The sequence below is a fragment of the Sneathiella sp. P13V-1 genome (assembly GCF_015143595.1).
In the GTDB taxonomy this organism is placed as follows: domain Bacteria; phylum Pseudomonadota; class Alphaproteobacteria; order Sneathiellales; family Sneathiellaceae; genus Sneathiella.
Genome location: NZ_WYEU01000002.1, coordinates 46362 through 60542, shown reverse-complemented (window position 1 = coordinate 60542; position 14181 = coordinate 46362). Strand labels below are relative to the sequence as shown.

7 protein-coding genes are annotated in these 14181 nt (G+C 46.9%); 3 read left to right on the top strand and 4 right to left on the bottom strand.

Features of this window, described 5'->3' with window-relative positions:
* Window positions 1-26 precede the first annotated feature (26 nt).
* Complete coding sequence (locus GUA87_RS07210; RefSeq protein ID WP_193715899.1) at window positions 27-1958, bottom strand: bifunctional metallophosphatase/5'-nucleotidase; 1932 nt, start codon at window positions 1956-1958, stop codon at window positions 27-29.
* Window positions 1959-2152: 194 nt separating this feature from the next.
* Here GUA87_RS07210 and GUA87_RS07205 point away from each other — a divergent pair, with 194 nt between their 5' ends.
* Window positions 2153-3286 (top strand): iron-containing alcohol dehydrogenase, encoded by a 1134-nt coding sequence (locus tag GUA87_RS07205; RefSeq protein WP_193715898.1) that lies wholly within the window; start codon window positions 2153-2155, stop codon window positions 3284-3286.
* Between the two features lie 21 nt (window positions 3287-3307).
* Window positions 3308-4180 (top strand): haloalkane dehalogenase, encoded by an 873-nt coding sequence (locus GUA87_RS07200; protein WP_193715897.1) that lies wholly within the window; start codon window positions 3308-3310, stop codon window positions 4178-4180.
* A 53-nt stretch (window positions 4181-4233) separates the two neighbouring features.
* Here GUA87_RS07200 and GUA87_RS07195 read toward each other — a convergent pair whose 3' ends face one another.
* Window positions 4234-5673 carry an aldehyde dehydrogenase family protein gene (locus tag GUA87_RS07195; protein ID WP_193715896.1) on the bottom strand — a complete coding sequence of 480 codons (1440 nt, stop codon included), beginning with the start codon at window positions 5671-5673 and terminating at the stop codon, window positions 4234-4236.
* A 223-nt stretch (window positions 5674-5896) separates the two neighbouring features.
* Window positions 5897-6574: a nitroreductase gene (locus GUA87_RS07190; protein WP_193715895.1), complete on the bottom strand. Its 678-nt coding sequence runs from the start codon at window positions 6572-6574 to the stop codon at window positions 5897-5899.
* 216 nt (window positions 6575-6790) lie between these two features.
* Here GUA87_RS07190 and GUA87_RS07185 point away from each other — a divergent pair, with 216 nt between their 5' ends.
* Window positions 6791-7564, top strand: a complete 774-nt coding sequence (locus GUA87_RS07185) for a TIGR02285 family protein (protein ID WP_193715894.1) — start codon at window positions 6791-6793, stop codon at window positions 7562-7564.
* 35 nt (window positions 7565-7599) lie between these two features.
* Here GUA87_RS07185 and GUA87_RS07180 read toward each other — a convergent pair whose 3' ends face one another.
* Complete coding sequence (locus GUA87_RS07180; RefSeq protein ID WP_193715893.1) at window positions 7600-13860, bottom strand: Calx-beta domain-containing protein; 6261 nt, start codon at window positions 13858-13860, stop codon at window positions 7600-7602.
* Window positions 13861-14181: the final 321 nt, after the last annotated feature.

The window sequence follows — 14181 nt, the reverse complement described above, 5'->3', positions numbered from 1 at the left end:
GCGCTTTCTCTTAAAAAAATCCGGGATTAGTTTACACTAGCGCCTCGAACAACAACCCGCTGGTCGTATTTGGCACCAGTTTCAGGGCCCACGACACCTTTTGCATCGGCCTGAATGTAGTCAATGATCTGCCCGCGATAGAGAAGATATGTGTTCTTCGCCCGTTCTTTTCGTAGTGCTTCAAGGTTGAAGCCTTTGATTTCAGGCGGCAGACCTTTAATGGCACCGCCATCATACCCTTCACGTCCGTGCGATACGTATGAATTAAAGACCATCTTGAATTTCTTATCCAAGACCTTTTCAATCGGCTCACCATTTAGGGTAATATTGACAGCCTTGGTTTCCATGACATTGGCGCCCATATTGATCTCATAGCGAATACCAGAAGAGTAATGCTGAAATCCCCGTGAAATGAAGTTAGAAGGATCAAGCGGTCCACCATTCTTTTTAAGCTCTTCTGGGCGCAGGATACGGCGTGCGTTATCTTCCACGAGGTCCTTAATTTCGGCACCACTCATTTCGTAAACAAGCACTTCATCCGCATAAGGCATCACGCTGTACCATTCCGCATATGTGAGGTCGCCGTTCATATCAACGCCGCGCATACCTGTGGCATTGAAAGCGGCGAAATCCACCTGACCTGTTGGCCAATGCATGCTTCGTACGACAATGGCATCATTCATAAAGTTTGCAATGGCACTCTCGCCCACATAACGATCTTCAATAACCTTGGCATCGTCGAGACCTTCAAACTTCACAACCCTGCCAATAGGTGCTTTCAGTCGTTCATCCAGACGTAGCTTGATAGGATCCAGAATATTTTTCTGATAGTCTACATCATAGTCGGCTTCAGTTTCAGTTTTACGGCCTTTGGTCGCAATGAGGCCGGTGCCATATTCAGCAGTAACTTTGCCGCCCTTGCCCATCGTTAGAGAGACGGTTGTGTTACCAACGTAACGCCCATATTCACCGACCTGAGCAACTGGAATTTCTTTAATAATCGTATCGTTGCTAAAGCCGTCCTTGTTTAGAACAGTATGGGTGTGACCGCCAAGAAGCAATGCAGGTTTAGTTGCGACTTTAGCAACCGCCTCCGCGATTTGAACATCACCCATTTTCAGATCATATTTTGCCGTCTGATCACCGGGCAATTTGCCGTTATATCCAACATGACTTGCAATCACGATCATATCTACATGATCATTTAGCGCACTCACCACATTTGCAGCCACCACCGCGGGATTGTAGCCTTTAAGTCCTGGGTCGGCTTCAGTCTCAAGGTAGGTATCAATAACAGATGTCAATCCGACTATTCCAACGCGCACGCCATTCACAACACCTATGGCAGCGGGTGCCCATGGCATGTTGTGTTTAGACCCCTTCAAGTTCGCTGTCAGCACAGGGAAATCTGCATCCTGTTCGATAGCGCGTGCCAGCAGCGCGGATCCTTTATCCAACTCATGGTTTCCAACTGCAGCCACATCAAGACCTGCGGCAGATAAGGCATGGTAAGGTGCGCTCATTTGAAACTCATCTTCATTTGCCCCAAGAAGTTCGTCCCAGACAGTGCCGATATGCTCATCTCCGATGCTGAGGAACAGAACCGCCTCGTTATTGCTTTCTGCAGATTTCCGCGCGTCCTTGACGATTTTCGCAATTTGCGCCATGCGATGCGCATCACCTTTACGGTGATATTCCACCAATCGTGCATGGATATCGTTTATATGAAGGATACGAACGTTACGTGTCTCCCCCTCCTTCATCATCACCGCGGCAGGAGAGCGGTCCAACGTCATTTTTTCATTAGCAATCGTATTGCCGTTCAAAACATAGAGTTTTTCGAAAGCGCCAAGTGGGTTTGGCGTCACAGAGCGGACGGAAAGTGTTTCAGCGGATACAAGTGATGGTACAAATAACGCGCACCCCAACGCGCTTACCAATAGAGCTTTTTTGAACATAAGAGTAGCACCCCGTAGATATTGTTTAATGCAAAACAATATATGGAAGAGCATGACAGTTTTTTTGCAGCTGCATGTTGGTGCGATAAAACAATTATGACATTGCCATAACGACCATTAGTTTTTTCTGGTGATACTGCGAATTGTTTTCTAATCTTGCAAAAAAATAATCAAAAACAAAAAGCGAGGGGAAAATGGCAACAATCACCTATCCAAATCATATGGAAATTGATCATGGTGCGATTAAGAAAATTGGAATGGCACTGGAAAAGAACGGCATCAAACGCCCTTTGATTTGTACCGACAAAGGCATTATTGCGGCAGGGCTCTATGATACCTTAAGAAACGCCATTCCAAACGATGTGGAATTTACAACCTTCGACGGCACGCCCCCTAACCCCACCGAAGTCGCTGTGAAAGACGCTCTCGCGCTTTATCGGGAGAATAACTGCGACGGCATCATTTCAATTGGCGGCGGCTCGTCCATCGACCTTGGCAAAGGTGTTGCGCTTTCTGTTGATCATGAAGGTCCCATCGGGAATTGGTCCACCGTAAAAGGCGGGCGTGACAGCATTGGAGCATGCCCTCCAATCATTGCAATTCCAACGACGGCAGGAACCGGAAGTGAAGTTGGTGGAGGTTCCGTTATCATAACCGAAGAAGGCCATAAAGTGGTGATCGCAAGTCCTGAATTGTTACCCAAAATGGCTATTTGCGATCCAGATCTGACCTTGGGCCTACCTCCCATTCTTACCGCTGCAACAGGTATGGATGCCATGGCGCACTGCATTGAAGCCTATCTCACACCTGTGATTAACCCACCAGCGGCAGCGATTGGTCTTGACGGTCTAGAGCGTGTTGTCACGTATCTAAAGCGCGCGGTTGAGGACGGTCAGGATAAGGAAGCCCGCTGGCATATGATGATGGCAGCAAGTGAAGGAGCAATGGCCTTCGCCAAAGGTCTGGGTGCCGTTCACTCCATGAGCCACGCTGTTGGTGCGGACCCGGTTTTGAAGGCACACCACGGAACTTTGAACGCTATTCTTCTTCCAACGGTTTTGCGGTTCAATGCTCCACATGTTCCGGAGAAAATGAAAAAGATCAAGGCGGCAATGGGGTTAAGTAATCAGGATGATATTTCTGATTGGATTTTAAGTTACAGCATCTCTCTTGGGCTTCCTCGAAATCTATCTGAGATTGGTGTCACCAAAGAGATGCTACCGGGGTTTGCAGAGCATTGCATGACCGATGCCTGCCATTTCTCTAACCCGGTGCAGCCTACTGTGGATGAATATATCTCTATGTATATGGATGCCTTAAACCAGTAAGATTTTAAATTGGAGGCAAAAATGAAATACGAAAAGAAAACTGTTTCCGTGCTGGGGAAGGAAATCGCATATATTGAAGCAGGTGATCCCTCGAAAGATCCCATTGTCTTTCTACATGGCAACCCAACCTCCAGCTACTTATGGCGGGACGTCATTCCAGAACTTGAAGGAGTTGGGCGCTGTATTGCCCCTGACCTTCTAGGCATGGGGAATTCAGAGAAACTGCCTGCTTCAGAAGGGGCAGATCGCTATACTTTTGAAAAGCACTACGAATATCTGGAAGCGACGTTGGCTGCTCTTGGTGTGGAAAAGAATGTCACCTTGGTAATTCATGACTGGGGAAGTGCACTAGGTTTCCATTGGGCCAACAAACACAAAGACGCTATTAAGGCCATTGCCTATATGGAAGGGATTGTCCGCCCCGTCACATGGGACGAATGGCCGGAGGCAGCGCGAGGTATCTTTAAAGGCTTCCGTTCTGAGAATGGCGAAGATCTTGTGATCCATAGAAATGCGTTTATTGAAAAAGTCCTTCCAAATTCAATCATTCGCGATCTTACAGAAGAAGAAATGAACGCCTATCGGGCCCCGTTCCTTAAAGAAGAAGATCGTCAGCCAACGCTTAACTGGCCACGTCAGATCCCAATTGATGGCGAGCCAGAAAATCTTGTGAAAATCGTCGATGATTATGCAAATTGGTTGGCTCAAGATGAGAGCATACCGAAGCTCTTTATCAACGCAGAACCAGGCTCAATCTTAGTAGGGCCACAACGTGAGTTTTGCAGAAGCTGGCCTAACCAAAAGGAAGTGACCGTCAAAGGTCTCCATTTCATTCAGGAAGACAGCCCGTCTGAAATTGGATCTGCTGTTAAAGAATTCCTCGGCAACCTTTAAACGAAAAAAAGCCGCGCTTCACAGCGCGGCTTTTCTTTAACTTGGACAGAGTTTTATTCTTCAACCCAACCACTTACAGACTTCACTTCAAGGAAGTCTTCGATACCCCATACACCGCCTTCACGGCCGTTGCCGGACTGGCGATAACCACCAAATGGGGCGCCTGCACCACGTGGGTTACCGTTCATTTCAACCATCCCGGAGCGCAGACGGCGTGCAACGCGGTTTGCTTTACCGTGATCCTGTGTCTGAACATAGTTTGTCAGGCCGTATACAGTGTCATTAGCGATCTTGATCGCTTCTTCTTCTGTATCAAACGGGATCATGGTGAGAACTGGACCGAAGATTTCTTCTTTGGCAATTGTCATCTCGTTATTCACATCTGCGAACACGGTTGGACGAACAAAGTACCCTTTGTTGAAACCTTCAGGACGGCCAAGACCACCCGCAACCAGTTTGGCGCCTTCATCGATACCTTTTTCAATGAGGCCCTGAATTTTATTAAACTGAGCTTCAGAAACAACCGGACCGATATGACGCCCTTCTTCAGATGCCAAACCAACAGTTACCATTTCAGCCGCTTCTTTCGCAGCTTTAACAGCATCGTCATAGATGGAACGTTCAACCAGCATACGCGTTGGGGCGTTACAGGACTGACCTGTGTTGTTCATGCAATGCAGAACACCGCGTTTCACAGCTTTTTCATCGGCATCAGCGAAGACAATGTTCGCACCTTTACCGCCAAGTTCCAGTGCAACACGCTTAACTGTATCAGCAGCGTTTTTGGAAATCGCGATACCGGCACGTGTGGAGCCGGTGAAGGAGATCATATCGACATCTTCATGACCTGAAAGCTGTGTACCCACACCAACGCCGTCACCGTTTACAAGGTTAAACACACCTTTTGGCAGACCTGCAGCGTCAATGATTTCGGCCAGAACCATTGAGGACAATGGTGCAATTTCAGAAGGCTTCAGTACAACTGTACAACCAACAGCAATTGCAGGGATCACTTTCAGTGTCACCTGGTTCATTGGCCAGTTCCAAGGCGTAATCAGACCGCACACACCTATTGGCTCATACAGAATGCGATCGTTAGGCGCGCGATCGTTCAGCATCTGATCAAATTCAAATTTCTGAAGTTCGCGAATAAACGCTTTAATATGGGCAGCGCCACTTCCAGCCTGCGCCGTGTTTGCAAGCGCAACAGGTGCGCCCATTTCAGTGGAGATAGCTTCACCAATATCGGCTGAACGCTCTTTATAGAGCTCCAGAATTTTCTCTACATATCCAATACGTTCTTCAAGTGGTGTCTGGCTCCAGCTGTCAAACGCAGCTTTCGCAGCTGCAACGGCAGCATTTGTATCGGCCTCGGAACCGACAGAAATAACCGCACACACTTCTTCTGTTGAAGGGTTGATAACGTCCAAATCCTTTGGAGTCGCTGGATCGACCCATTCACCATTAATATAAAATTTTCTTTTATCTAACATCCCGCCACTCCGGTTCTTATCGTTTGTTAAACTTGATCATTCCTGAATGCATGTTCCATATTTACGCTGCGTCACTGGCTCACGCAAGATACAGATATAAAATATGATACATTTTTTCAAAAACTCAGAGAAAAAATGGATCATTTTAACTTTCTACGCGGCCAACTAATTCGTTCACTAACATTATGCAGCGTTGAGACCCGTCTTTTTTACTTTTTTGCTCTTATTCTTCGAATCCGTAGAATTTAACAGTGTCCTCCAAGCTCTCGCGTTCACTCACCAGCGTATTCTCGATGGCACTCGTATCTTCATACCCTAACGCCAACCCACATACGAGAGATTGTGTTTCCGGAATTTCCAAATGGTGAAAAATAGGTTTTTGAAAAGCAACCCATGCGGCCTGCGGGCAAGTGTGCAGTCCCAGCTGACGCGCTTCCAACATGATGGTTTGAATATATAGCCCCATGTCCAACCAGCTTCCTTTTCCAAGGTAGCTGTCAGTCGTAAAAAACAGACCAACCGGTGCATCAAAGAAACGAAAGTTCCGTTTGGATTGACGCATACTGCCTTCACGGTCCCCTTTTTCAATGCCAAGAAGGCCATAAAGTCCCCACCCTACGCCCTGGCGGCGTTTACGGTGTATGTCTTCCCATACAGGAGGATAATAATCGTAATCCTCATACTTTTCGGATTTTCCTGCATCAAACAACGCGCATACATCCTGGACGATACTATTGCGCACATCACCAGCACAAACATAAGTGTGCCAAGGCTGAGTATTAGTTCCGCTGGGCGCTCGCTGAGCGACTTCCAGAATATGCTGAACCTGTGACTTTTCCACTGACTGATCTGTAAAAGCACGGACCGAGCGCCGTGACAGAATAGCTTCCTCTACATTCATCTTCTTACTCTTTTTGTTTTTTAGATTTTTTTCTAACGTACGTTAGATTTATGATCTGAATGTAACAGTTTAGCAAAATATGACAACCACTTTAGTTAAGCAGTATTTTGTTAAGATGTCACCGATACATTTTATTCGGCGCAAATATTTGCAATCGGGTCAATAATAATGTTTCGAATAATAAGCCTTTTCTGTTTTTTATGGACTAGCCAAGGAATGGCAGCAGAGAAAACGGTATTTTGGGGAAGTGTTGATTTCCCTCCAGTTTACATCCAGGAAGGTAAACTCAAAAATCAGGGAATTATGGACCATATCGTTCAGGAACTCACCAATCGAATCCCCTCTTACAACCATGAACATCTCCCTGTCAGCCTCTCCCGTCTTATGGAGGAATTTAAGTCGGGCAGACAGGTGTGCTTTGCCGGATTGTTCAAGACAGCTGAACGCGAAAAATTCATCGCCTTTTCAGATCCGATTTCCACCCTTTCACCAAATGTTTTAATCACGTCCAGCTTACAATCAGAAAAACTTTCTCCCTATCTAAATGCTAACAACCACATCGATTTGGAGCATCTCCTTGAGAGCAACACACTTAAGTTGGAAGTCATGGCGGAACGTTCTTACGGTCAAGCAATTGACAAACTAATCAAATCAAACAATGGCGCTTACAAAGAAAAGATAACAGTAAGGAAAGGCCTTCCGAAAAGCGGCCTTCTGATTAAACAGATTGCTTATGGGCGCATCCAAGCAACGTTAGGTCACGTCACTGAAAATTACTACCAAGCTGTTCAACAGGGTCTTGAAAAGCAGGTCCTTTTTTATCCAATCCAAGGAAATCACGAAGGCCCAAAAATGTATGTTGGGTGTTCAAAAGGGTTATGGAGTCGCGATTTCATGCCCAATTTAAACGCTGCGATCAGTTCAATCGGTGATGATGGAAGTTTTCAGCGCAGCCGAAATCGCTGGTTGCCTGAAAACTTGAAAGAATAAAGAAAAGGCAGCAAAATCCTTGCTGCCTTTTCGATCTATGCACCACCATTTGAGGTCGTAATGTCTGTTCCCACAACGGTGCCGGATGAAATGTGCGCGACAACCGTATAGCCATCGTCATTTCCATTTGCATCATAATAGAGGTGCGTTCCATCGAAGATAACTTTCGCTTCTCCCTCGGTCTGACCACCACTGTAATCAGCGTTGGTACCGTCATACGCCTGACCATCAATGGTTGTTAGGAAATCGTCAAACGCATTGTACTCCCCAACGAATTCAAACTCTTCAGCCAATTGGATAAGGTCTTTTCCATTTCCAAAGTCGGTAATTTCATCACTGGTACCAGAGAAAATCCCATTGGTAGTCATTTGAGTTGCATCCTGCAGACGAATGAATGCAAAGATATCAATATTTCCATTACCTGTCAGAATGTCGTCGCCTTCACTACCAATCAAAAGATCAGCACCATTGCTCCCTATTAGAGTATCGTCGCCAGCACCACCTATGAGGGTATCATCTCCTTCATTGCCTTCGAGTCGGTCGTTCCCGTCAAGCCCCCTGAGTTCATCACGCCCTTCACCACCCAGCAGAGTGTCCGCAGCTGATCCGCCAGTGAGAGTGTCATTACCTGATCCACCATCAAGTAATCCTGCTCCTTCTCCTCCATCGAGGGCATCATCTCCGGAGCCACCGATAAGGGTGTCAGTGCCTTCTCCACCAAACAGTGAGTCGTCTCCTTCACCACCTACGAGACTGTCAGCGCCCGCATCGCCTTCTATACGATCACGCCCCTGGCCACCAATAAGTGTATCGTCACCTGCACCGCCAGCAACACGATCATCACCGGAAAGCGCATCTATCAGATCCGCATCCGCAGTGCCCTGCAAATCATCATCTTCAGTTGTCGGTGTGATTGCGACAATTCCATCATCTGTGAGCGTACCGACGGCAATCAGATTGCCTTCAACAACTTCGATACCGGTTCCTGTTCCAATTACGTTCTCAATACTCAAAGCAAACTCTTCGGAAGATTCAATACCATCACTACCAATAGAGATCACGTCCACTGGAAGAACCAAGTCACCATTTGTGAAAACAGCTTGATCCGTTACGGTGATTAAAATTCCTTCTTCTTCGGCAGTCACCTCGACACCGGCAGGGAAACTGCTCATAAAGTCAGAAAGCATTCCATCAAAATCAGCTGCTTCCGTATCAATATTGAGGAACGCCAAGCTAAAAACAATTTCAGCACCGGCAGGAAGAGTCGCGACCCCCGGTCCGAATGTGGCCGTAAGTTCAATGTTAAATCGGGAAGTCTGTCCTTCTTCCCTGACCACCTCGGTTTCTGAAAAGCCAACCTGAACAGAGAAATTCTCCAAAATCTCTGTTGTCACCTCTCCCGAAGGGCCCATTTCGATATCACCACCGTTCGAAACACTCGGATTGGCAAGAGTGACAACAAAATCTTCCACCCCTTCAACGCCGTCCAATTCAGAAATATCCAAAGAGAAGGAAAGTGCACTCGCTGTTGAATCAAATGTCAGCGTGTTACCATCCGAAGTCACTCCAGGAGTTGACGCCGCAGCAGTCGCCAAAGCAGCAACCAGACTACTATAATCTGATATGTCAGCAGAATTGGTAGAGCCCTCCTGTATCCTCACTTCAAAGGAAACAGTTTCACCTGAAGGCACGCCACCTGTTAGACTTATACTATATGTAGCAGTCCCACCTTCAACCACAGACGCATCGCCAACGATTTCCACCTGTATTGAGTCAATATCATCAATCTGTGTCCCCGCGGAACCAGCAAGTGGGTCTACACTCACAAACCCTGAAGAACCGATCGGCCCAAACAAGGAAATGGAGAAGGTTTCATCCCCCTCTGTCAGTCCATCATCAACAATACCAAGATCAAATTCTAGAGGGCCGGAAGTACTATCAAAAGTAACAAGGTCAACACCGTCAAATGAGACACCCGCCGTATTATCTGCCGCACTTTGGAGGGCGGCAACAATGGTACTCAGATCTTCAGCAGTGGCACTGCCCTCGTTGAAGGCGATACGAACGGATGCAGTTTCGCCGTCCTCAATCATACCAGTGTATCCAATTGTATAACTGGCAGAGGCGCCTTCAATTACAGCTTCATCACCGCTTATCGAGAAGACAATATAACTTGGTTCAGTGATGGTCGTTGAAACCGTTCCTGAGCCAGTTATTTCAACATCTCCTTCATTAGATATTTCCGGACTATCGAGAGTAATGGCAAAGGTTTCGACACCCTCTTCACCATCATTTTCAATAATTCCTAGACTAAAGGTGAAACTAGATGCCGTTGAATCAAAAGTTACAGTATTACCGGAAACAGAGACACCGGTCGTTGCTGCGGCAGCGTTGTTCAATGCTGCGACGAGATTTTGATAGTCCTCAGAACTTGCAGTATCAATTTGATCAAGCACATCGACGGAAACAGTCTCGCCATCAGGAATTTCACCGATAATGTTAATCGTATACTCCGCAGCGCTCCCCTCTCTAACAGAGTTGTCGCCTGTGAGCTCTACTTTAAGAGTGTCATTATCTGTGATTTCGGTAACAACGGTTCCATCCAGCTCCACCACTCTCGCTGCGCCAGAAGACGCACTGGCATCTACCAATGATATTGAGAAGCCTTCAGGACCTTCTGTCAGTCCATCATCGACGGCTCCTAAACTGAAACTCAGGGAGGTAGAACTACTGTCAAATATTAATGTATCGCCATCGAGGGTAACACCTGCCGTGGCGTCAACCGCTTCCTGCAAGGCTGCGATAAGGTTTTCTACATCAGTAGCGTCAGCGCTAGCCTCAGGATTTCCTTCATTTAGGACAACCCGGACAGAAGCAGTTTCTTCAAAAGCTATACCACCGGTGTAACTGATTGTATAAGACGCACTCGCTCCTTCGGAAACACTCGGATCTCCAATCAGTGAAAATGCGACATCAGTAGGTGGCTCAGTTATTGAAGTTGTGACAGCTCCTTCGCCATCCAAGTTAGCTATGCCACCATTGGACACCACGGCATTACTCAGAGTGACTACAAAATCTTCACTTCCCTCCAATTCATCTTCACTAACGGTGGCAAGAGAAAAACTGAACTCTGTCACGGTGGAGTCGAAAGTTAGGGTTGTCCCATTGGCCTCCACCCCAGAGGTTTCACTCGCCGCAGCTGCCAATGCTGCCACGAGACTTCCATAGTCATCTTCTGAAGCTGTATTTTCAAGTCCATCCAAAATGCTTACATCGACGGAAATTGTCTCTCCTGCTGGTATTTCTCCGTCTATAGCAATATTGTAATCAGCCGCTTCACCTTCACGAACACTGGTAGAACCTTGTAGAGAAATCCCGATAGCATCGTTATCAATAATGCGAGTTGTAACGGCTTCGTTTGCAGCATCAACCGATACGTATACCACGTCAGAAATCGGATCAGCGATGGTAACAGAGAAGCTTTCATCTCCCTCTGTCAGAGTATCGTTTATCGCTCCTATCGAGAAGGCCAGTTCGGTTGTCCCGCTTGAAAACTCCAACACTCTGGTTTCCCGGTCGAAACTAACGCCATCTACGTTATCCGCAGCAGCTTGAAGAGCAGTGTAGAAACTCTCAACATCACCTTCTTCTGTTGAGCCTGAAGAAAAGGCAACCTGAATAGAAGCAGTTCCGCCTTCGGGAATGTTGCCAGTATAGCCAATCTGGAAGCCGCCTTCAGCACCCTCAGCGATCTGATCAGCGCCCCCCAGATAAAATTCCACTGGGGGCAAATCTTCAATGGTTGTTGATACTGTATCATCAATAACAACCGCTATTGAAGAATCCGTATTCCGAGGCGTTATTTTAACATCAAAACTCTCTGGGCTCTCAATCTCGCCATCTATATGAGCTGCTAATTCAAAAACAAGAGAGGAGGCACTTTCTAACCCACCACTAAAGGTGACTTCAACGCCTTCATCTAAAGCAACAACAGAAACACCAGAGCTTTCAGCAGCCGCACTTGACAGCGCATCAAACAAAGACCCGACATCGCCCCCTGCGCCTTCTAAGCTAACGATGACAGAGGCAGTTTCACCTGGAGAAAGAGGGGTTCCAGAAAGAGAAATCTCAAATGAGGCCACTCCCCCTTCCACGACATCCTGATCACCTGATATGGAAAAAGTGACAAGAGAAAAATCTCCCTCTTCGCTGAATTTGGCCCTCTCAACATTTGAAAGTGTATCACTATCACCTGTAGCGGTGTCCTCTACAATGATTTGACCGTCTTTGTAGGAGAATTCATAGGATGAAGCGCTGCCTGCATAAAATGCAGTGTCAATTCCCTCTCCACCGTCCAGCGTGTCATTACCGGCATCACCACTCAGTGTGTCCGCGCCTGATCCACCAAGTATTTCATCTGAACCAAACCCTCCGAAGAGTAAATCATCGTCTTCGCCACCATTGAGCAGATCCGCGCCACCGCCACCATACAATGTATCATTACCCTGATCACCAGATACGGTATCCAGGTCCCCCAACTCAGGGTCCAGATCAACGGCGTCATCGCCATAAAGAAGATCGTCCCCCTCACCACCGCTGAGGCTATCTACACTCCCTTTTCCGCCTTGCAGAACGTCATTCCCAGAACCACCGTTAAGCGTATCATCGCCTGCGCCACCAAGAAGTACATCATGTCCGGCACCACCATTCAGTTCATCCGAACCATATCCGCCATATAACTCGTCGTTACCTGAGCCACCGAACATAAGGTCATTGCCACCGCCGCCGTATAGCGTATCATTGCCACCATCGCCAAAAAGGGTATCCATATCGCCCGTTGTCGGATCCGGATCGTCGGCATTATCTCCATAAAGAAGGTCATCACCTTCGCCACCAAGAAGGATATCTACACTTCCTTCCCCGCCTTGCAGAACATCGTTACCTACGCCACCATCTACGGTATCATCTCCGCCATCACCATTGAGTGTATCATTCCCTTCACCGCCAGAAACACTGTCATTACCACCTGCGCCAGACAGGCTATCGTTGCCACCGATACCAGAAATGAAATCACCGAATCCACCTCCAGTAAACACATCGTCTCCGTCACTACCAAAGAACGCAATTGCGCCCTCAAATGTATCAAGATCACCTTTTTCCTGGAAGTTTGGGTCAGAACCTGATGAACCTGTAAACAGCACAGAAATATCAATATTACCCACCTCCGACGAGGTTAGGTTTGGATCGAATTCCTCAAGCGCGAAGTCTTCTTCTCGGTCAGACTTGGAATTCTCAGGATTTTCTTCTCCCGAGTCATTGCCGGTTCCATCGGCTTGTTGATTCCCCCCAGCAGCAGGCTCTGCGTCCAGTTCACCTTCGCTGTTATCCGCACGACCATCCCTAATGCTACGGGTACCTTCTTGTGAACGGAGGACTTCTTTAAACAACTCTTGAATTTGCACTACAGGGAGTTGCTGAATTGATGTCAAACCAGCGGTCGTGATAGAGGCTAGATCACCGGGTTCCAAAATAACTTGCTGACCATTGGAAATAGTCAGGACACGACCTTCCAAAACATAAACCGTTGCCAGACCATCTGGACCTGTTTCAACTACAAACTCCGTTCCACGTATGCCAATAGTCCCAAATGGCACCTTGATGTTGACATCCTCGTAATCATTTTTAGCAATTTTGCCAGAAACAAAAGAAACAGCGCCTTTGAGGAATGACAACCCCACATTGCCGTCGTTCGTTTCTGAGTCATATACAAAGCTGTCAATTGTCATCCGCGATCCAGGGCCAACACCCATTATGGACCCGTCTTTTAACAGAACGCCTAGATTTCCATTGCTTGACGTCTCGATGATGTCATCTTGATAGATTTCATCACCTAGCTGTAATTGCTCGCTTGTCCCATCTTTGTGGCGAACTGTTGCAACACCTTCCAAAGTTTCGACGGCGCCAACCGGCTCACCAAGAGCGGCAGCCTGATTTCCGCTTTGTGCAACCTGTCCCGGACCTGCAAGTTTCTCGACAAAAGCACCTTCAACACGGGCACCTGCCTCATTTGTCAAATCAGGTAGCGGGGAATGGGAAAAATAACCTTCTACAGCGACCTCGCGCCCATACTCATCGGTAAGGACCAAATCCTGCCCATCACGAGCGTATTCTGCATGAAGAATGAAATTCCCGTGAGGAATCTCAACGGAAGTAATCTCCTCTGAATTCAAAACATTCAGATTACCTGCGCCTTGACCAGTTGAGGTGCCGGTTTCAAAATCAGAACGGAGTGCCATTTTTTTTCCCCTCGATGACCATGTATCGATAGTGGTTTACTTAACTATGGAACACTTACTACTTCTGCTATCGGAGCGAGGAAATTCTCATACACAACACTCACGAATATTAGCCAAAATTTACGCTTATTTTAACGATATGGAAAGAAATTAAGCGCTTTCCAAATCATAGCGATTATTTAACTGCCACTATTCAACACATGTTTTTACTTATTTCATCCCTCAAACGGATGAAACGGGGAAAAATGTTAAGAGAATTTTTACCAAACCCTCTAAGTTTCTGATTTTAATTAATTATTTTTAGATATGTAGCTTATTAGT